Source organism: Kaistella solincola (assembly GCF_000812875.1).
GTDB lineage: Bacteria > Bacteroidota > Bacteroidia > Flavobacteriales > Weeksellaceae > Kaistella > Kaistella solincola.
In genome coordinates this window covers 455,106-475,862 of sequence record NZ_JSYK01000003.1, presented here as the reverse complement: position 1 = coordinate 475,862, position 20,757 = coordinate 455,106, and the positions used below count along the sequence as shown (strand labels likewise).

The window sequence follows — 20,757 nt, the reverse complement described above, 5'->3', positions numbered from 1 at the left end:
GCTCAAACAGCAGCCAATTTTTATTTAAAAATAAAATAGGAGGAAATACGAACTTTTCTTTAATTTTATTCCTTCAACACATTATATGAAAAAAGTACTATCGGTTTTTATCCTACTGATTTTCAACTTCGTTGCGGCACAAACTGAATTGGTTTTTGTTTATTTTAAAGACAAACCGAACAAAGCCGCGTTTTACGCGAATCCAACTTCTGAACTTTCCCAAAAATCTTTGGACCGGCGCGCACGTTTAAGCATTCCGCTGAACGATCAGGACGCGCCAATTGAAGCGGCTTATATTAAAAACATCACCGATTTAGGTTTTACCGTCAAGGATTATTCGAAATGGATGAACGGTGTGGCGTTGCACGCGACGCGGGAGCAAATTGAAACTTTAAAAGCGGAAAGCTATGTACAATCCGTTGAAAGTTTCATTAAACATCCAGCGGCCGCGAAATTAATCGCGCAAAAAGTAGATAAATTCGCGGAATTCAAAAAAGCCACAGCCAAAACCGATTTCAATTATGGTGTTGGTCTGGCGCAGATTAACCAAATTAATTTGCGTCCCTTACATATTTCTGGTTTTACGGGAAAAGGCGTGACGATCGCTCTGATTGACACCGGTTTTCCACAGGTTGATACAGGTTCGGTATACGCCAGACTTCGCAATAACGGCCAGATTAAAGGCGGTTACAACTTCATTGGCAAGAATAATTTTATTTACAGCAACACTTTGAACAATCACGGCTCCTATGTTTTGGGCGTAATTGGTGCTTATGTTGAAAACCAATTTGTAGGTTCCGCGCCGGATGCGGATTTTTACCTTTACGCAACCGAAGATGCTGATAATGAAGTCCCGGAAGAGCAACTGTACTGGACGGAAGCCGCTGAAGAAGCTGACCGTAAAGGCGTTGATATTATTTCGACTTCGCTCGGTTATTATGAATTTGATGATCCACGCTATAATCTTGTATATTCCGATATGGACGGTAAAACCTCGTTCATTGCTCGTACGGCACAAATCGCAACAGAAAAAGGAATTTTCGTGGTTGCAAGCGCCGGAAATGAAGCGCTGAAACCTTGGCATTACATCATCACACCAGCTGATAACGAAAAAGTTTTCTCCGTTGGTGCAGTTACGGAAAGTGGTACGAGTTCGTCGTTTTCATCTTTCGGACCGAATGCTTTAGGACATGTAAAACCCGATGCCAGCGCACGCGGAACGGCAACTTATATGGGCTATGACAATTCAGTGGTTTCAAGCAGCGGCACATCTTTTTCGGCGCCGTTGGCAGCGGGTGGAATTGCGTGTCTTTTGCAGGCGCTACCACAAAAAAAAGTTGACGAAATCAGCCAGTTTTTGCGGGAAAATGCATCGCTTTATCCTGATTCTACACCCCAAATGGGTTATGGAATATTAAACTTTTCCAAAACGCTGCAGGCAGCACTTTCAACCAGAGACCAAAACAAGACCGGGAAAATTCAGATTTATCCAAATCCGGTGGTGAAAACTTTTACCATTAAAACTGATGAAATAATTAAATCTGTAAATTTATTTGATGTTACCGGTAGAAAAATTTACGGCTTTAAGCAGGAAAAATTTAATAATATTGAGCAGCTCCCGCCTGGACTTTATTTCGTACAGGTGGAAACCGACAAAAACCAGTACGTCGAAAAGCTGATTAAACAATAAACATAAAGACCTTCATTACTGAAGGTCTTTTTTATGCTGAATTTCTGCTCGCATTGATATTTCCAAAAAGCGACCGCATAACGAGCTTTTCGTAAGCTTCGCGGTTGCCTTCTTCTTTCTGAATTTTAATTAAAGCATATTGCTGAATGCTTAAAAGCGGCAAAACAATTTTTTCGCGCATTTTCACTGATAAACGCGACAGCGGTTCTTCTTCCATTAAAGTCTCAAAACCCGTCAGTTCCAGCATCAACTTTTCCGAAAGTTTATATTCTTCAAAAATTATCGCCCAAAACTCACCAAATTTTTCGTTTTTCTTCATGTATGAAGTCAGCGGAAAATAGGATTTATTCATGCTCATCATCGAGTTTAAAACCAAGGTTTTAAAGAAATCGGAACCCTTATATAAGTCTTTAACCTCCTGAAATCTGCCGGCATATTTAAGTTCATTCAGTGCAAAACCAAACCCGAAAAATCCAGGAACATTTTGTTTAAGCTGGCTCCACGAACCTACAAATGGAATGGCGCGCAAATCTTCAAACTTTAAAGCTCCGCCTGCGCCGCGTTTCGTCGGTCGGCTGCCGATATTGGTTTTTCCGTAATATTCCAGCGTGCTCATTTCCTGCAAATACGGCACAAACCGCGGATGCGCTTTCAGATCCGAATATTTTTTAAAACTTATTTCCGCAAGTTCTTCGATGAGTTTTCGCTCGTTTTGATTCAAATCTTTTTTAGAATTTTTGAAAACATCGTTTTCAATTCCAGCGGTTAAAAGCTGTTCAAAATTATATTTCGCCTGATCTTTATTCCCGAAAACACTCGTAATTGTTTGCCCCTGAATGGTGAGTTCAATCTGGTGATTCGCGATGGTTTTTCCCTGCGAAGCATAGAAATCATGCGTTTTACCGCCACCACGCGCTGGCGGACCGCCACGGCCGTCGAAGAATACCACTTTTAAATCGAAATCGTCGGAAATTTTGGTGAGCTGTTCTTTGGTTTCATAGATTTCCCAGTTGGCTTTCAGATAGCCGCCATCTTTGGTTCCGTCGGAAAAACCCAGCATAATAGTCTGAATTTTTCCGCGCTTTTCGAGGTGTTTTTTATAAACCGGAAGTTCATACAATTGTTTCATGACATTTTCTGCGGCGTCCAGACCGTCCATCGTTTCAAAAAGCGGAACGATATCGATGTTGATTTCCTCATCTTTATAACCGCAAAGCCGGAAAAGTGCGAAAACATTCAGCACATCTTTAATGTGTTCGGAATTTGAAATGATATAGCGATGCAAACCGCGCTCACCGTTTTTCTGCTGGATTTCTTTAATATTGCAAACGTTCTGGAGCGTGTCTTTGGTCAAACCTTCGAAATCGTTTGGATTCAGCACTGTATCTGTGGTCAACAGCCAATTCAGCTTTTCTTCGGAGCTAAAATTTTCGCCGCTAAAACCGGCTTTTTTTGCTAAAATCTCATCGATGATTTCCTGATGAATTCTGCTGTCCTGGCGGATATCCAAAGTCGCGAAATGCGTTCCGAAAATTTTCACCCGGTCTTTAAAATCATCTAAAATATTTTTAAAAAGTCCGTTGTGCTTTTCTATCAGAATTTTTTCAGCTGCTTCTATTTTTGCTAAAATATGTACGTCGGTAACGTTGGATTTTCCGGCAAAAATAGCGGCGTATAAATCATCGCTTAATCCATCTAAAACCTCAGAAACACCGCGGAAACTCAGACGACGGCGCAGCTTTTTCAAGTGTGCATAATAAGATTTTAAAATAGAAATATGCAGCTCGTGAGCCACTTTTTGGGTGATTTCTGCCGTCACAAACGGATTGCCGTCGCGGTCGCCGCCGGGCCAAAAACCCATTTGAATTAAATCTGGCGCCGGTGAAAAATTGCGCGTTCCAAAGGCATTTTTTATCTTTTTGAAAAGCTCGCCAATAGTGTCGTAATACACATAACGCAGGTAAAAAATAATACTCAGCGCTTCGTCCAGCGGTGTTGGTTTTTCGATATTTAAGAAAGGTGTTTTGCCGAGTTGCTGCAGCAGCATATCGATTTCGCTTACGGAATCATTGGTTATAACAGATCGCAAATCGTGGAGAATCCTTTGAACCGAATTTGGATAAAATTGTGTCGGATGCGCGGTGAATACCACTTTTACAGCAAAATCAGCAAGCTTTTTTCGTGTTGCGCCGAGCTGATGTTCCTGCAACGCGCGCTCGTGCAGTTGCAAAATTGTTCCAGCGTCGCTTTCAGAATGAAGTTGTGGAAAAGCCGCGTCCTCGATGCTGTCGTATAAAACAACCTGTCTTTCAACGTATTGTATGATTTTAAAAAGCAGTTCGATTTTCTGCTCTTCGGTTTTCAAATCGGTGTGTTTGCGGAAAAATTCTTCCACAATTTCTTCAGGACTTTTTTCCCCCTCATAACCGGCTTTGCTTTCCTCATATAAAAACGGCAGCAACATACCGATATTTGACATTTTGTCGTAAGGCAAACTCATGAAGAGCGAGTTATAAATCTGGAATTTATTGGCTACTAACTGGCGGAATTTTTCTGTTTGAACTTCGTATTGCATTTCACAAATTTAAGTTAAATTTTGCCGTGACATTGTAAAAATTCAAGTAAAAAATTATCAATTTTATAGGAAAATCGTATCTTCATTAGATGAAATTTTTCAGCATGCTGTTTCTTTTTCTGTTTTCTATTTCATTTTGCCAAGGCAATTTTGAAATTAAAAATCCAAAAAAAACGGTGATTTCTTTTCAGCTTATCAACAACCTCATTTTTATTCCGGTGAATATTAATGGTGTGGATCTTACATTTCTTCTGGATTCGGGTGTTAAGGAAACCATACTTTTCAGTCTGGACAGCAAAGAAGTAAACTTTAATGATGTTGAAAAGACAACATTTTCCGGCCTTGGCGGAACTGGAAAAATTGTTGGTTTAAGCTCGGAAAATAATCTGGTGCGCATCGGGAAAGATTTTACCGATTATAACCACGCTATTTTTATTATTCTCGATGAAAGCATCAATTTTTCTTCACATGTCGGCATTCCGGTGAATGGAATTATGGGTTATCATTTTTTTAAAGATCATGGGGTCGAAATCAATTACATCAGCAAAAAAATCACGGTTTATAACAACGAAAAAACCTTCGAAAAAAGGCAGAAAAAATTCGCTGAATTTCCTATTTCAGTCGAAATTTCAAAACCATATATTATGGCTGATGTTGAAATGAATTCAAAAAAAGCCTCATCTAAAATGCTTTTGGATTTAGGAAATAGCGATGCAGTCTGGCTTTTTCCGAAGCTTATCAAAAATTTTGAGTATAACCGCCCGAATATTGATGATTATCTCGGACGCGGCTTTAATGGTGATATTTTCGGTAAACGCAGCCGGATTCATGAAATTAGCCTGGGCAATTTCGTTTTTAAAAAACCTTTGACCGCCATGCCGGATGAGTATTCAATTCAAAGTTTAAAACTGGTTCCCGACCGCAAAGGTTCTATTGGCAACGATATTCTCCGCCGGTTTACCATAATTTTTGATTATCCGGGCAAGCGTGTTTTTCTGAGAAAAAATACCCATTTTAATGATCCGTTTCTCTTCAATAGCAGCGGACTCGATGTTCAGCACGACGGCATGGAATGGCAGAAAGACCTTGTAAATGTGGAAACCAAGCGCGAGACTACGACCACTGAAGGTATTCTTGTGCTGGATCGTTCTGAAGGTTTCAAATATAAATTTGTTTTAAAGCCGAAATTTTCGGTCGCCGGCTGCCGCCCGGATTCGCCTTGTTCAAAAGCTGGGATCAAGAAAAAGGACCAGCTGATTTCTATAAATAAAAGAAAAGTTGGTGATTTAAACCTGGAAAAAATAAACAGCATGTTTAAAGAGGAAGATGGCACAAAGGTGAATCTGGAAATAGAACGCGACGGCAAAATAATGACTTTCACCATAATTTTAGAAGATCCAATACCTTATCACGAATGAAAATTGAACAAACCGTCATTGATCAAATCCGTTCGCGCCCGCGATTTAAAATTTTTACCGATATCTCGCGCGAGCAGTACACGGTTTATCTGAAAAATTTTTTGAACGAAAATGCGGACCGCTTTGAAGGAAACGTGAATAACGAATCGGTAATAATCACCGTAAAAAGCGCAAATAACCATTACTGGAAACCATGTCTCGCGTTAAGAACCGAAATCGATCCGGAGGAAAACAAAACTTTGGTGCGCGGAATTTTCGGGCCGACTTCCGCCGTCTGGACATTCTTCATGTTCCTTAATTTCATTTTCGGAATTTTATGGATGATCGCAATTACGCTTTGGTATGTAGAAAAGCAGATTAAAAGCAGCGATTTTACCTGGGCACTGCCGGTTTCATTTGTGATGCTGGCATGTCTCGGACTCACTTTTTTAGCCGCCAGAATCGGGAAATTTCAGGCAAAAAATGAAATGGAGGAACTTCGCAATTTTGCTGAAGAATCCATCAGGAAGTTTGAAGATTATGAAATTCCGGATGAGGAAGTTTCCTGAGCATTCTTAAAATCTAACCGTTTTTGCTGTTCTTCGAGAATTTTTTCAAGATGTGGTTCAATAATTTCAGTTAATTCTTCAGCTGAAATATCGGTAAGTTTCGGTTCGTTTTTCAGGTATTTCCACGGTTTTCTTTTGCCCCAGGCATAATCACCAAAAACAATTACAGGCGTTCCGTTGGTTTTTACCGTTTCACCATTATCGGTTAATCTCCAGGTGTCGGCCCATTTATAAAGAAATTTCGCATCTTCCCGAAGCAACCTTAAACAGGAATGCGAGGCCGGAAAGCCGGGCAAATCATATTCGTGCCAACCAATGCCGAGAAGGTTATGAATATTGAAGTTATAGGGCAACTTCCACTCGCTGTCCACGGTAGAAATCGCGAGTTCCTTTTTCCAGTTCGCGAACATCAGACCACGTTTTGTCTGCGCCGTTTTTTTACCTAAACTCGTGGGTCCCCATTTTATAAGATTTCCGAATTCGTAAAGCGCGTAGGCCTGAATCGGATAAGAAAACAGCACCATTTTATCCACTTTTTTCAAAATTTCTAAAGTGCGTGGAAACGGCGAGTAAATCATCAGCGTTTTGTCGAATTTATCCGGAATTGAAAGAGTATCGGCGCGCCATTTATTTTTGGTGTCAAGGCGGTTCAGCGCTAAAATAAGGTATTGCTCGTCTTTAGAAAATTTCTCGGTAAAAACTTCCATAGCCGAATCTTTCTTTTTTTCGGGAAAAATGAAAGTTGTGTAAGTGATTTTATTTTTTTCGATGGAATCTTTGATGAATTCTGCTTTTTCAGCAGCAGCTATAGAATCGGTGTTTACAGTTTTTTTCGTTTCCTGAGCGGATTCTTTGTTGCATTGCCAAACGGCGGAAAGTACAAGAAAAAAAAGCGGGTATTTGAGGTATTTTTTAAAAGAAATCACTGGCATTATCAAATTTTAGCTTTCGGATTTGCAATTTTGGTACCACAACTTTTTTTAAAAGCCTTTTTTCCGGGTTATTTCGGGCTTTTTTTCCAATTTTTATTTAATAAAAATTTGCCGTTAAAATGCCTAAATTTTATACATTTCCAAATACTTCTCAGCAGATTTTTCCCAAGAGAAATCAAAACTCATGTTGGAATGCACCAAACTTCTCATCAAATCTCTTTGATAAAAAATATGCAACGCCCGATGGATGGCGTGCACCGCAGAATTAGCGTTGGCTTCGGTAAAATTCAAGCCGCTGCCGCCAGTGGAAACATCTTCTACAGTGTCGCGTAAACCGCCGGTGTAACGCACAATCGGCACCGTTCCGTAGCGCATTGCATACATCTGGTTGAGTCCGCAGGGCTCCACGCGCGACGGCATCAAAAGAAAGTCGGATGAAGCGTAAATTGTGTGTGACAGAGATTCTTTATAACCCAATTCCAGCGCGAAATTCGAGAAATGATAAGACAATCCGGAAAGCTGATTTTCGATATTTTTATCGCCGGAACCGAGAATCATGATGTTCACCGCACCGAAAGTTTCCTGAATACTTTTTCGCACAATTTCAGGTAAAAGATCTGCTCCCTTTTCAATGGCAAAACGCCCGATAAAGGAAATAAGCGGCAAGTCGGGATTTAAACCATATTCTTCGCACAGCGCTTTTTTATTTTGAAATTTTCCGTGTGCGGCAGTTTGTTTTCCGTAATTAAAATCCAGAAAAGCATCGGTCTGGGGATCCCAAACTTCGGTGTCGATGCCATTAATAATACCAAAAGCTTTGGCGTGTTCGTGCTGAACAAGAGTTTCTAAACCGCGGAAATTATGGTAAAGTTCCGCCAGATAACCAACAGAAACCGCGTTGAAAGCATGGCAACATTTAATCATCGTCGCCAAAGGATTTATCAAACCATCCCAATCGAGCAAGCCACGTTTTGTACCGTCAAACCAAGGAAAAAACTTCGCCATTTCCCAGGTCATATGACCTTGATATTCGCCATTGTGAATGGTTCCGACGGTTTTTATACCTTTTAAAAACGAAAATTCCGGGCAATGTTCCACCATAAAAGGCACCAGACCCGTGTGGTAATCGTGGCAATGCAAAACATCCGGCCGGATTTTCATCTGTGACAGCCAATGCAAAACGCCGTGCTGAAAAGCCAGAAACTGCTGACTTTCATCCCAATAACCGTACGGATTGTCACGGTCTAAAAGCCCAGGAATTTTTACGAGATAAAGGTCAAATCCTAAAACTTTCGATTTTTCTTTCAGAATATTAACCTCCAAAGTCTGGTCAAATTCATGAATCCAGCCGGTAAAAACAGTTTCAAACTCATGTTCGTGCACAAAAGGTTTGTTGTACCACGGCATGATGACGCTTGCTTCCACATCTTCAATTTGATTCTGATATTTCGGTAAAGCTCCCACCACATCTGCCAGACCTCCAACTTTGGCAACGGGATAACATTCGATAGAGAGGTGGAAAATCTTCATAAAAGTACAAGCTGAATTTTTTTGACGTCTAAAATCAGGTTTTTTCAGGTTTTTCCAATTCCGGATTTTCTGCTGTTTTAGCAGGTAAAATTTGCTTTAAAATAACACCGGCCAAAGGCGGTAATTCTAAAATTATAGAATTTGGTCTAAACATCCATTCATCATCCTGCTCGTCTAAAATGGTTGCCTCAACGCCGCTTCCACCATATTTTTCGTCGTCGGAATTCAACAAGACTTTCCAGTTTGTTCCTTCATTTACACCAATTTTGTACGGATAAACATGTGGTTTAAGATTTAGTACAACCATCATGACCTCAGCTTCCGCTTTCGCTTTTCGCAAATAAATATAAACGGAATTGTTGTCGTCATTGGCTTCCACCCATTCAAAACCTTCGGGTGAAAAATTGTTTTCGTAAAGCGAAGTTTCCGTTCGATAAAGATGATTAAGATCTTTCACCAAAGTCTGCATTCCTTTGTGCAGCGGATATTCCAGCAAATGCCAATCTAAACTATGGCGGAACCTCCACTCGCTCGTCTGCGCAAATTCGTTCCCCATAAAAAGCAGTTTTGCTCCTGGATTGGTAAACATATGTAAAAATAACGCCCTTAAATTGGCAAATTTTTGCCATTCGTCGCCAGGCATTTTATAGATGAGACTCGCTTTGCCGTGCACCACTTCGTCATGCGAAAGCGGCATCATGTAATTTTCATTATATACATACACCGAACTGAAAGTGAGTTTATTATGCTCAAATTTTCGGCTTTCGGGTTCCTTTTTAAAATAATCCAGCGCGTCGTGCATCCAGCCCATCATCCATTTCATACCGAAACCAACGCCACCGTCGTGCACAGGTTTTGTAAGCAGCGGAAAATCTGAACTTTCTTCCGCAATGGTCATAATATCGGGATAAGCGCCGTACACAGCTTTATTGAAATCCTGCAGAAAAGCTTTCGCTTCCAGGTTGATATTTCCACCATAAATATTCGGTTCCCACTCACCTTCATTTCGGGAATAGTCCAGATAAAGCATTGAGGTAACAGCATCAACGCGCAAACCGTCAGCGTGATAACGGTCCAGCCAAAACATGGCGTTGCTGATGAGGAAAGATTTTACTTCAGGCCGGCCGTAATTAAAAATATATGATTTCCAGTCGGGATGAAAACCTTTGCGCGGATCTTCGTGCTCATATAAAAAAGTGCCGTCGAAAAAATGAAGACCATTAGCATCGCCCGGAAAATGAGACGGCACCCAATCCAAAAAAACACCGATATCGTTGCGGTGCAGTTCGTTAATTAAAAACATTAAATCCTGCGGCGAACCGAAACGCGAAGTTGCCGCAAAAAAACCGGTCACCTGATATCCCCAGCTCGGATCGTACGGATACTCCATCACCGGCATAAATTCTACGTGCGTAAAGCCCATTTTTTTGATGTAAGGCACGAGTCTTTCCGCAATTTCACGATAGCTGAAAAACCGGTCGGGATCGTCCGTTCCGCGCATCCAGGAAGCCAAGTGCATTTCATAAACAGAAATCGGTGCTTCCAGCGAGTTTCTTTTTTGCCGTTTTTCCAGCCAATTTTTATCGGTCCAATCGAAATATGTTGTTGAAATTAGAGAACTTGCCTGAACATTCTGTTCCCAGCTCAGCGCAAAAGGATCGCCTTTTTCCAGCAAAATATCATCTTTGGTGCGAATACCGTATTTGTAAGTATCACCCCAGTTCAAACCTTCGATAAAACCTTCCCAAATGCCGGAACTGTCCCAGCGCGGAAACAAACGGTGCGTTTCAGAGTTCCATTCATTAAAATCACCGATTACCGAAACCTCTTTTGCAAATGGCGCCCACACAGCAAAGTATACACCTTCAGCGCCATCAACAGTTACGGAATGTGACCCAAATTTTTCGTACAGGCGGTAATGCGTTCCTTCCCTATAAAGATAAATATCATCGTCGGTAAATAAGGAATAAGGAAGTACATTTTCCATGACAAAAGAATTTTGAAAGGTTATTTTCAGCTGAAACAGGAGCTTTTTGGTACAACATTAATTGCACCATCAAATATATCTAAAAAAAAGGAGCTTTTTGAGCAAAAAAAGCGAAATTTTAACCTCGCTCGTTTACAGATTTTTCTCTTCTTTCACCTCGCGCCACTCGTTATCCTTCAGTTTAGCTTCAATTTTTTCAGCTTTTAAATTCTGTCTCAACAAGCCAAAAAGCGTCATATATAAATTGGCAACCAGCACAAGCGCGAAAAAAGAAATAAGATAACCGCGCCAGTCATCAAACAGAAGTTGATATTTGGTAATAATAAGAAAAATCGCCGTCACATAATGGCTGAAGCAATATTCGCAGGTGAAAAGGTAAAAGAATTTCCTTTTTAAAAGCGTGTCGGAATTTTTCGATTTTTCCACGCAAAATTCCCGCGGTTCACGGAAAATTTCTTCATGGGTAACGGTCCACGCGACACACGCGACGGGAATTGCAAGCACAAAAAGCCAAACAAGCTGCGATAAAAGTTCTGCCATTTTTTTCGGTGTTAAATGATGGTTTTTTCGGTTTTAATGAAGCACCAATTATTGTGCAAAAGATTTACACTAAAAAAATTCCGGCTTAAAACGGTGTTTTTTTTGGTTTTGCAAAACCGAAAATTTGGGGCAAAAAGCAGGTATTTTCTGTGAAATATAAATTTCTTATTTTTAGGGAAATTTTTAATAATGAATAGAAAAAATATTTTGCTTTCGGCAATACTTTTTCCGGCTGTGATGGCTTTTGCGCAACAGTACGGTGGAATGTGGATTCCGACAGAGCTTAATGAGAAAGAAATGAAAGATTTAGGAATGAAAATTTCTGCTAAAGATATTTTCGATCCTTCAAAACCGAGTATTAAAGATGCCGTTGTGCAGTTTAATGGAGGTTGTACCGCCGAAATTATTTCACCACAAGGTTTGCTTTTAACAAATCACCACTGTGGTTACGGTCAAATTCAAAAGCATTCTTCGGTAGAACACGATTATTTGACCGACGGTTTCTGGGCTAAAGATATGAACGGTGAATTGCCGAATCCCGGTGTAACGGTAGATTTCATCGCAGACATCAAAGAAGTTACAGGTCCCGTTTTGGCTGGAACGCAAAAGCTTACCGGAAAAGCTGCGGAAGACCTCATCAATAAAAATCTCGAAAATGTAAAAGCTGGTTTTAAGCTGGAACCGTGGCAAAAAGTGGTCATAAAACCGGTGTATTACGGAAATAAATATTACGCGTATATCATTGAAACTTACAAAGATATCCGTTTGGTAGGCGCGCCGCCAAGCTCCATTGGTAAATTTGGTTCCGACACCGATAACTGGGTTTGGCCAAGACATACCGGAGATTTTTCGATGTTCCGAATTTACGCCGACAAAAACAACAAACCTGCGGAATATTCCAAAGACAACATTCCGTACAAACCGAAATATTTCCTGCCGGTTTCCATTAAAGACAAGCAGGAAAACGACTTTACTTTCGTTTTTGGCTTTCCGGGCAGAACGACCGAATATTTACCGGCAATTGCGGTAGAAAAAATCATGACCGAAATTGATCCTGCAATGATTTCCGTTCGTGAAGTTGCGCTGAAAACGCTGAATGAAAAAATGCGTACCGACAACGAAACGCGCATTAAATATGCTTCAAAATACGCTTCTGTAGCCAATTACTGGAAAAAATGGATTGGTGAAGTGGAAGGTTTGAAAAAATCTGACGCGGTGGGTAAAAAGCAGAAATATGAACAATCATTGATCGCAAAAAATCCTCAGATTAAAACCACCATCGATCAGCTGAACCAGTTGTACACCGAGCAGGCGCCGTACGCTCTGAACCGCGCTTATTATTCTGAAGTTACGCGAAATGCGGAAACTTTGGCATTGGCGAATCATTTCCTGAATTTCATTCAAACGTATGAAGCAGGAAAAATGACGGATCAGGCAATGGCAAGTTTTAAAAGCAGATTATCTAATATCTACCAGGATTACAGCGGCGAGCTCGATGCTAAAGTAACTGCAGAATTATTGGCGCTTTATGCGGCAAAAACTCCGGAAAAATTCCTTCCGAACAATTTCAGCCAGCTAAAAGATGTCAACCGAAATCTCGAAATCGTCGAGGGTTGGTCTAAAAACTCGGTGGTTACGGGACGCGGAAGCATCAACGGTGCGACTACAATTTCGAATATCGATAAGGTTTTTGAAAACCCGAAAGAGCTCATTAAAAACCTGAAAAATGATCCGATTATCCAGTGGGCGTCTGCAATGCGCGAAGCTTATATGACGACAACTGACGGAAAATACGCGGAACTTCAGACTAAAATTGATGCTTTGCAAACAAAGTTTATGACGCAGCAAATGGCAACCGACAAAGACCGAAAATTCTTCCCGGATGCGAACTCTACTTTGCGTGTAACTTACGGTCAGGTGAAAGGTTCGAACCCGAGAGACGCAGTATACTACGGCTACCAGACGCATCTTGAAGGTGTGATGGAAAAATATGTGCCTGGAGATTATGAATTTGATGTACCGAAAAAATTGGTGAATTTATACAACGCGAAAGATTATGGCGTCTACAAAGACAAAACCGGCGATGTTCCGGTGAACTTCACCGCGACAAACCATACAACCGGTGGAAATTCCGGAAGTCCGGCGCTTGATGCGAACGGAAATTTAATCGGACTGAATTTCGACAGACAATGGGAAGGAACGATGAGCGACATTAATTTCGATCCGCGTTTCAGCCGAAATATCATGGTGGACACGAAATATATTCTGTTCATCGTTGATAAATACGCTGATGCAAAATGGCTTTTAAAAGAAATGAAAATTGTAAAATAAACCATTTCCACAATTTAATAAAACCTCGAAGATTTTCTTCGAGGTTTTTTCGGCCTTAAATGACCAGATTTTGCCAAAAAAAATTCCGGATAATAATCCGGAATCGTGGTTTTCATCACTATCAGTTTGTGTTTTTTGTGCAATATCTAAAAAGATACCTCTACTGCCTTACAAACTTCGTCAAAAAAGAAGTGACGGCTCTAGCGAAAAACGCCCAAAGTTTTAAAGTGAAATCACCCATTTTATAATTTTAAAAAAAAAGCCGCTTTTAACGGCTAATTTTTCTCTTCTAATAACCGAAAATTTCTTCCAGAGTCAGCTCCTGAAATTCTCCTAAACCTTTCAGCGCCGTAAAATCCAGGTTTTCTTTTTTACCTAAAATCGCGGTATTGTATTGCAGCGGTTTCATTTGGTTATTGTAAAAATCCGTAAGATCTTCAAGTGTTAAACTTTGAATTTCCTGATACATATCTCTCCGCAAATCATAGTCAATCTGCAATTTTTTCAGGTTTAAACGGTTAAAAAATATGTTGGTGCGGTTAACTCTTCCCGCCGCAATCTGTTTTAAAGCCGAATTTTTAGCGTTCTGAAACTGCGCCGGAATTTGTGGTAAATCTGCCATTAAATCTTCCATCGCATTCACCGCTTCCGCCAGTTTGTCGGTTTGCGTTCCGATGTATGTGGTGATGTAATCCGGATGATTGAGCTCGCCGTTCGCAGAATAGGAAACATAAGCCGAATACGCTAAACTCTTGCTTTCGCGAATTTCCTGAAAAACGATTGACGACAGTCCGCGCCCGAAATATTCATTAAAAACATTTACTTTTCCAAAGTTTCGGATGTTCACATTCGGACCTTTCGCCACTCTGCTGATTTCAGTTTGAACCATGTCGTAGCTTGTAAAATATACCTTCTTATCCGTCGCCGGTTCGGGATAAATTTTTCGTTCTGGAATTGGCAAAGCTGCGTTTTCCACAAACGGATGAACGTACTCTTTAAAGCTTGAAAAATCTTCACCGTAGAAGAAAATTTCGTACGGCATTTTAAGCAAATCCTTCATTTTTTCGGTCATTTCCACCGAATCTATCGCTCTCAATTCAGCTTCGGATAAAACATCCGAAAAGCGCGAATTTTTACCGTATTTCGCGTAATTGCTCAGCGCGGTCATAATGCGGTCTTTATTTTTTTTCGCAACCTGGCGGCTTTCCAAAATGGTTTCAACATTTTTTTCATAAACCTCCTGATCAGGTTTCGCGTTTTGCAGCCAGTTTTTTAAAAGTTCAATTCCCGCCGCCATATTTTCTTCCAAACCACTTAAAGAAATTTGAAGCTGATCTTTCGATGTTCGGAAATCATTGCTGATTCCCAGTTTGAAAAAATCTTCTTTCAGCGCTTCAGCACTGAGATTTTGAGTTCCCAAATATTGTAAAACCTGCGTCCCTAAAACCAATTTTTTATCGTGATCGCTGCCAAACGGAAAAATAAAATGTACCTGCGCAATATTGTTGTATTTATTTTTTACAAAACTCACCGTTTTATCACCGATTTTTTCGGTTAAAATTTCAGCGTTATAATCGATAAAATTGGGCGTGATATCAGCAGATTTTTCCTGAAGAAGTTCTTTAAGAAAATCCGACTGAACATCGCGGTTCAGCTTTATCGGCGTAATTCCGGGATTTTCTACGCGAACCAATTTGTCATTTTCACCTTTTTCTTTTCTGATCACCACATAATTATCGCGGAAAAATTGTTTGGCAAAATCCACGATTTGCGCTTTTGTAATCTGCTCGTATTCGTTGATTTCGTTCAGTTCCTCTTCCCAAGTCGTGTCGTTAATGTAAATTCCGTACAGCGCAGTAGCAAGACCGTCGGCGGTTTCAAACATTTTCATGCGCTGGATTTTCATGTCGTTGATGATCGCCGGAATCAGCCAATCTTCAAAATCACCTTTTTTAACCAACTCGATCTGGTTTAGCAAAAGCTGTTTTGCTTCGTCTAAAGTCTGGTCATTTTTCGGAACATTAATCAGCGAAAAGCTGCCGTAATTTTTAAAAGCCATATCGAAAGCCATCGCGCGCAGCGCTTTTTGACTTTGGTTGATGTTGATATCAATTAAACCGGTTTCACCGGAATTGCTTAAAATATTTGCCACCATATTGGCAAGGCGAGAGGTTTCGGTGCCTGCGGAATCGCTGCGCCACGCGAGATGCAGCCGTTCAGCAGACGGGCTTTTCACCACTTTTTCTACAATTTCGGTGAGTGGTGCTTCTTCTATTTTTTCTTTTTTCGGTAACTCTTTGTATTCAAAACTGCCAAAATATTGATCGACCAGCGCAATTGTTTTTTCGAAATCTAAATCGCCGACCAAAACCATCGCGTAATTATTGGGCACATAATATTCATCAAAATATTTGTGAATTGCCCGCATCGAGGGGTTTTTCAGATGTTCAGGTTTGCCGATGGTGGTTTGCTGCCCGTTCGGATGATTTGGAAAAAGCGCATCCATCATCTCGTAATTCACCAGTCGCGCGTCATTGTCCTGTGCGCGGTTAAACTCTTCATAAACAGACTCCAGTTCAGTGTGAAATAAGCGCAAAGTAAGTTCCGAAAAACGCTCTTTTTCAACTTTCAGCCATTTTTCCAGCTCATTATTTGGGATATTATTTTTGTAAACCGTTTCATCAAGCCAGGTATGCGCGTTCGTTCCCGAAGCGCCGAGCGAAGAAATCGCTTTGTCATATTCATTTGCGATGGCATATTTGCTGGCTTCCTGGGAGATATAATCAATTTTACGGTAAATTGCTTTCTTTTTTTCGGGATCATTTTCAGCTTTATGCTGCTCGTAAAGTGCCGCGATTTCATCCAAAAGCGGTTTTTCCTTTTCCCAGTCGGCGCTCGCTAGTTTCGATGTTCCTTTAAACATCATATGTTCCAGGTAATGCGCCAAACCGGTATTGTCCGCAGGATCGTTATTGCTGCCGGTACGCACGGGAATATAGGTTTGGATTTTCGGTGCGTCGTCATTTTTCGCGAGAAAAACCTTCAAACCATTTTTTAAAGTATAAATGCGTACACCGTTTTTATCGTTGGTTACCGTTTCGTAAAAATTACCTGCTTTATCGGTTAATTTTATGGTTTTATATTCCGGTGTGCTGTTGCTGTTTTCAAACATAAGTTGTTTTCGTTAATTTTATTTCTGCTTATTTTAAAAATTAAAATTTTGGGCTAAATAAGCGGTAATTTTTTGATTTTTTAAAACCAAAAAACGCGCTGTATTTGTTGTCATTTTTTGGTGAAACAAATGCGGCGCGCTTTTTATGATAAAAGAAATTTTACATCGGTAAATGCGGTCTCAGCATATTTTCCGGATCTAAAATTTCGTTAATTCTTTCTTCGGAAAGAATGCCGCGTTCCAGCACCAAATCATACACGCTCCTACCCGTTTCCAAAGCTTCTTTGGCAATTTCGGTGGAATTTTTATAACCGATATACGGGTTTAAAGCGGTTACAATTCCGATACTGTTTCGCACCATATTCAGGCAGACATCTTTGTTTGCGGTGATTCCGGTGATGCATTTTTCGCGCAGCGTATCCAAAGCATTTCCAAGGAAATTGATGCTTTCCATAATGGAATGTGAAAGCACAGGTTCCATTACATTTAATTGCAATTGTCCGGCTTCTGCCGCGAAAGTAACGGTAAGATCGTTGCCGATGACTTTATAACACACCTGATTTACCACTTCCGGAATTACCGGATTTACTTTTCCGGGCATAATTGAAGAGCCGGGCTGCATCGGCGGCAAGTTAATTTCAAAAAATCCTGCTCTTGGGCCGGAAGAAAGTAAGCGCAAATCATTACAAATTTTGGAAAGTTTTACGGCTAACCTTTTCAATGCTGACGAATAAATAACGTAAGAACCGGTATCCGGAGTAGCTTCAACTAAATTTGGTGCAGAAACGATGGCGTGACCAGTAATTTGGGCTAAATTTTTAGCACACAGATTCGCGTAACCGACCGGCGCGTTAAGTCCCGTACCGATTGCCGTTGCGCCCATATTAATTTCAACGAAAAGATTGGCGTTGTTATTTAGTTTGGAAATATCTTCTTCTAAAGTTGCTGCAAAGGCTTCGAATTCCTGACCTAAACTCATCGGAACCGCATCCTGCAGCTGTGTTCGTCCCATTTTAATGACGGAAGAAAATTCTTTTCCTTTTTCACGGAAAGCCGCAACGATTTTTACCAGTTTTTTCACCAGTTCGGCATTCATCGCCAGCAAAGCCATTTTCAGCGCCGTTGGGTAAGCATCGTTGGTGGACTGTGAAAGATTGATGTGGTCGTTCGGCGAACAGTAGCTGTACTCGCCTTTCTGGTGGCCTAATTTTTCGATGACGCGGTTTGCGATGACTTCATTGGCGTTCATATTCACCGAAGTTCCGGCGCCGCCCTGGATCATATCAATCGGGAATTCTTCGTGCAGATTGCCGGAAATAATTTCGTCGCAGGTTTCGGCGATGGCGAGGTACAAATTTTCGTCCAGCAAGCCCAATTCGTAATTGGTTTTTGCGGCAGCTTTTTTCACCGCAGCCAACGCGTTGATCATATGTGGATACGAAGAAAGTTTTTGGCCGGAAATCTTGAAGTTCTCAATTGCGCGCTGCGTTTGAACTCCGTAATAGGCGCTAACAGGAACATTTAAAGGACCTAACAAATCACTTTCTATTCTGAAATCTTCCATAATCTTTGAAAAGTTTTAATTTTCTATTTATATTAAAATTGTATTTATTCTGCCGCTTTTAAGCTTCAGAAATTTGCAAAAAAAGGGTTATTTAACCGGATATTTTTGGTTTAAAGCCTGCAGGATCGCCCAGGTTTCAGCATCCATTAAACCATTATAATTCTGCGGACGGAAATGGTACTGGAAAGCTTCCACGGTTTTTTTCGTGGCGTCATCATACGTTCCGTTTGGTAAAATATCGTAACCGAAATTTTTCAGCGCCGTTTGAATTTTAAAAACAAAAGATGGAACCGTCATTTGAAGTGCATAATCTTCTAAAACCGCGGAGTCGTAAAAAACCTGCTTTGCTCCTTCATCGTACCACATTCCGATCTGATGTTCTTCGTAAAGCTGTTTCCATGGAAATTTCGGTCCCGGATCGGACTTTCTGGTCGGTGCAATATCGGAATGTGCTAAAATATTAGTCGGCGGAATCATATAACGCGTGGCGATATCTTTTACCAAAGCTGCAATTTTCTGAACCTGTGACGGCGAAAAATCAGGAAATACTTTAGTTCCGGAAGAATCCACTTTATAACCACTGTTTACGATTTCAATTCCGATCGAAGTGTCATTAAGACTTTTATCGTTTCTCCATGCGCTGATTCCGGCATGGTAGGCACGTTTATTTTCATCGACCAACTGATAAATTTCGCGGTCGTTCTGGTCATTAACCAGGTAATGCGCGCTTACGCTTTGCTGCGTAAGCACCGTAACTGATTTATCTTCGTCTAAAGCCGTATAATGTAGGATGATATATTTTTGGCGAAAATTCTGTGCTATAGCAGGGAAAAAAGTCTTCACCACTTTATAGCGTTGCGGTTCTGCCGAAACGATGGAACCGTAACTGATGGTATTATCATTTTTAGTGATATCAGCGATATTATCCCGAAAAAAATCTTCACCACTCTCGCGGTGAATTTTTGGTCTTGGCGGCGCTTCTGCGGTCTTTGCCGGTGCGACTTTGGGTAAAGTGGGCTTTGTTTGAACATTCTGTGGAGTTTTTTGTGTTCCACACGAAATTATTAAAAAACCTAAGGATATGAAAGCTAACGAATTACGCATAAATTTCTTTATAATTTGAATTTAGAGGTAAAAATACGAATATTTTTTAGGAAAAATCTTTGGATTATTACTAAAACTCTTTTATATTTGCACTCGCAATTACAGAAAAGAAGCTCTTTAAAAAATTGCAAAGGAGAGTTGCCTGAGAGGCCGAAAGGACATGTTTGCTAAACATGCGTACTGGAAACGGTACCAAGGGTTCGAATCCCTTACTCTCCGCAACAACTGTCAAAAAATTCTCGGGGCGTAGCGTAGTCCGGTCATCGCGCCTGGTTTGGGACCAGGAGGTCGCAGGTTCGAATCCTGCCGCCCCGACTTTTATTAAACTCCATTTTCCCAAAGGAGTTTACAATCACCCAAGTTGGGTATCCGGTTAAAATGAAAAAATATGCAGTTAAAGCAGCAAATTTTTACCATTTGAAACTAAAACAAAATCTAAGGGTGCGTAGCTCAGCTGGATAGAGCATCTGCCTTCTAAGCAGACGGTCACAGGTTCGAATCCTGTCGCGCTCACAAAAAGACTGAGATTTTCTCGGTCTTTTTTGTTTTTAGACCTATACACTTCTACAAAAATTTGCCGCTATTTAGCCTAAAAATTTAAAATTTTCTCTCGTAAATTACTGGGCAGGAATTGCTAAATTTGCATCAAATTATTCCACCTCCATGTCTTTACAAATCATCAATCTCACTAAAAAATTTGGCCATCAAACCGCGCTGAATGACATTAATATTGAAATCAACACCGCGGAAATTATCGGACTTTTAGGCCCGAACGGTGCGGGAAAATCAACTTTGATGAAATCCATTGTCGGTGCTTTAAAAATTGATGAAGGACAGATTTTATTCAACGGTGCTGATATCACCGAAAATGAAATTGAGGTGAAAAAAAACATGGGCTTTTTGCCGGAAAATAATCCGCTTTATAACGATATGTACATTAAAGAATATCTGGCTTTCGTTGCCGATATTCACAAAATTAATGCGAACCGAATTGATGAAGTCATCGATCTGGTAGGAATTACACCCGAAAAATCAAAGAAAATTTCGCAACTTTCAAAAGGTTTTAAGCAAAGAGTTGGTCTCGCGCAGGCGATTTTGCATTCACCGGATTTGCTGATTTTAGATGAACCAACAAACGGTTTGGATCCGAATCAAATCATTGAGATCAGAAACGTTATTAAAGAAATCGGACAGGAAAAAACGGTGATTTTGTCCACGCACATTATGCAGGAAGTTGAGGCGCTGTGTTCACGTGTTATTCTGATTCATCAGGGCCAAATTATTCAGGATTCGTCGATCGACGAGTTTAAAGGAAAATATTCAAGCCTGGAAGAAGCTTTTTCAAACTATACAAATTAAAAAAAAA

At 40.5% G+C, this 20,757-nt stretch carries 13 protein-coding genes and 3 tRNA genes; 8 read left to right on the top strand and 8 right to left on the bottom strand.

Annotated features, from left to right (window positions below; all coding sequences use genetic code 11):
* Positions 1–85: 85 nt before the first annotated feature.
* Positions 86–1,690, top strand: coding sequence for a S8 family peptidase (locus OA84_RS06215; RefSeq protein ID WP_039343868.1), 1,605 nt, complete (start codon positions 86–88; stop codon positions 1,688–1,690).
* 31 nt (positions 1,691–1,721) lie between these two features.
* Here OA84_RS06215 and OA84_RS06210 read toward each other — a convergent pair whose 3' ends face one another.
* Positions 1,722–4,265, bottom strand: a complete 2,544-nt coding sequence (locus OA84_RS06210) for a phosphoenolpyruvate carboxylase (protein WP_039343867.1) — start codon at positions 4,263–4,265, stop codon at positions 1,722–1,724.
* A gap of 89 nt (positions 4,266–4,354) precedes the next feature.
* Between OA84_RS06210 and OA84_RS06205 the strand changes: the two genes are divergently transcribed.
* Together OA84_RS06205 and OA84_RS06200 are read left to right on the top strand one after the other, a co-directional pair.
* The gene (locus OA84_RS06205) at positions 4,355–5,683 is read left to right on the top strand and encodes an aspartyl protease family protein (RefSeq protein WP_039343865.1); all 1,329 of its coding nucleotides are present in this window, start codon (positions 4,355–4,357) and stop codon (positions 5,681–5,683) included.
* Positions 5,680–6,231, top strand: coding sequence for a hypothetical protein (locus OA84_RS06200; RefSeq protein ID WP_039343863.1), 552 nt, complete (start codon positions 5,680–5,682; stop codon positions 6,229–6,231). Before OA84_RS06205 ends, OA84_RS06200 begins: the two co-directional genes overlap by 4 nt.
* Here OA84_RS06200 and OA84_RS06195 read toward each other — a convergent pair.
* The 4 genes from OA84_RS06195 to OA84_RS06180 all read right to left on the bottom strand — a co-directional run bounded on the left by OA84_RS06195 (position 6,201) and on the right by OA84_RS06180 (position 11,220).
* Entirely contained in the window at positions 6,201–7,163 is a 963-nt protein-coding gene (locus tag OA84_RS06195; RefSeq protein WP_052252136.1) for a L,D-transpeptidase, read from the bottom strand. The two genes, OA84_RS06200 and OA84_RS06195, sit on opposite strands and share 31 nt — an antisense overlap.
* 123 nt (positions 7,164–7,286) lie before the next feature.
* Positions 7,287–8,693, bottom strand: a complete 1,407-nt coding sequence (locus OA84_RS06190; RefSeq protein WP_039343861.1) for a glycogen synthase — start codon at positions 8,691–8,693, stop codon at positions 7,287–7,289.
* A gap of 34 nt (positions 8,694–8,727) precedes the next feature.
* Entirely contained in the window at positions 8,728–10,680 is a 1,953-nt protein-coding gene (glgB, locus tag OA84_RS06185) for a 1,4-alpha-glucan branching protein GlgB (RefSeq protein WP_039343859.1), read from the bottom strand.
* 132 nt (positions 10,681–10,812) lie between these two features.
* Positions 10,813–11,220: a hypothetical protein gene (locus tag OA84_RS06180; protein WP_039343858.1), complete on the bottom strand. Its 408-nt coding sequence runs from the start codon at positions 11,218–11,220 to the stop codon at positions 10,813–10,815.
* 189 nt (positions 11,221–11,409) lie between these two features.
* On the opposite strand from OA84_RS06180, the gene OA84_RS06175 reads away from it, so the two are divergent.
* Positions 11,410–13,551, top strand: coding sequence for a S46 family peptidase (locus OA84_RS06175; protein ID WP_039343856.1), 2,142 nt, complete (start codon positions 11,410–11,412; stop codon positions 13,549–13,551).
* 289 nt (positions 13,552–13,840) lie between these two features.
* Here the strand turns inward: OA84_RS06175 and OA84_RS06170 are convergent, their stop codons facing one another.
* The 3 genes from OA84_RS06170 to OA84_RS06160 all read right to left on the bottom strand — a co-directional run bounded on the left by OA84_RS06170 (position 13,841) and on the right by OA84_RS06160 (position 19,391).
* Positions 13,841–16,723, bottom strand: a complete 2,883-nt coding sequence (locus OA84_RS06170) for a M16 family metallopeptidase (protein ID WP_039343853.1) — start codon at positions 16,721–16,723, stop codon at positions 13,841–13,843.
* Between the two features lie 160 nt (positions 16,724–16,883).
* Positions 16,884–18,287, bottom strand: coding sequence for an aspartate ammonia-lyase (aspA, locus tag OA84_RS06165; protein WP_039343852.1), 1,404 nt, complete (start codon positions 18,285–18,287; stop codon positions 16,884–16,886).
* Between the two features lie 87 nt (positions 18,288–18,374).
* Entirely contained in the window at positions 18,375–19,391 is a 1,017-nt protein-coding gene (locus OA84_RS06160; protein WP_039343850.1) for an N-acetylmuramoyl-L-alanine amidase, read from the bottom strand.
* Positions 19,392–19,523: 132 nt separating this feature from the next.
* Here OA84_RS06160 and OA84_RS06155 point away from each other — a divergent pair.
* From OA84_RS06155 to OA84_RS06140, 4 genes are all read left to right on the top strand, one after another.
* A tRNA-Ser gene (locus OA84_RS06155) sits at positions 19,524–19,610 on the top strand.
* Positions 19,611–19,631: 21 nt separating this feature from the next.
* Positions 19,632–19,706 (top strand) — tRNA-Pro (locus OA84_RS06150).
* Between the two features lie 124 nt (positions 19,707–19,830).
* Positions 19,831–19,904: transfer RNA gene (locus OA84_RS06145), tRNA-Arg, on the top strand.
* 150 nt (positions 19,905–20,054) lie between these two features.
* Entirely contained in the window at positions 20,055–20,750 is a 696-nt protein-coding gene (locus OA84_RS06140; RefSeq protein WP_039343849.1) for an ABC transporter ATP-binding protein, read from the top strand.
* Positions 20,751–20,757: the final 7 nt, after the last annotated feature.

Coding starts and splice junctions, on each gene's coding strand:
- OA84_RS06190 (WP_039343861.1), bottom strand. CDS start 8,693: ATGAAGATTTTCCACCTCTCTATCGAATGTTATCCCGTTGCCAAAGTT.
- OA84_RS06140 (WP_039343849.1), top strand. CDS start 20,055: ATGTCTTTACAAATCATCAATCTCACTAAAAAATTTGGCCATCAAACC.
- OA84_RS06200 (WP_039343863.1), top strand. CDS start 5,680: ATGAAAATTGAACAAACCGTCATTGATCAAATCCGTTCGCGCCCGCGA.
- glgB (WP_039343859.1), bottom strand. CDS start 10,680: ATGGAAAATGTACTTCCTTATTCCTTATTTACCGACGATGATATTTAT.
- aspA (WP_039343852.1), bottom strand. CDS start 18,287: ATGGAAGATTTCAGAATAGAAAGTGATTTGTTAGGTCCTTTAAATGTT.
- OA84_RS06170 (WP_039343853.1), bottom strand. CDS start 16,723: ATGTTTGAAAACAGCAACAGCACACCGGAATATAAAACCATAAAATTA.
- OA84_RS06175 (WP_039343856.1), top strand. CDS start 11,410: ATGAATAGAAAAAATATTTTGCTTTCGGCAATACTTTTTCCGGCTGTG.
- OA84_RS06180 (WP_039343858.1), bottom strand. CDS start 11,220: ATGGCAGAACTTTTATCGCAGCTTGTTTGGCTTTTTGTGCTTGCAATT.
- OA84_RS06210 (WP_039343867.1), bottom strand. CDS start 4,265: ATGCAATACGAAGTTCAAACAGAAAAATTCCGCCAGTTAGTAGCCAAT.
- OA84_RS06160 (WP_039343850.1), bottom strand. CDS start 19,391: ATGCGTAATTCGTTAGCTTTCATATCCTTAGGTTTTTTAATAATTTCG.
- OA84_RS06195 (WP_052252136.1), bottom strand. CDS start 7,163: ATGCCAGTGATTTCTTTTAAAAAATACCTCAAATACCCGCTTTTTTTT.
- OA84_RS06215 (WP_039343868.1), top strand. CDS start 86: ATGAAAAAAGTACTATCGGTTTTTATCCTACTGATTTTCAACTTCGTT.
- OA84_RS06205 (WP_039343865.1), top strand. CDS start 4,355: ATGAAATTTTTCAGCATGCTGTTTCTTTTTCTGTTTTCTATTTCATTT.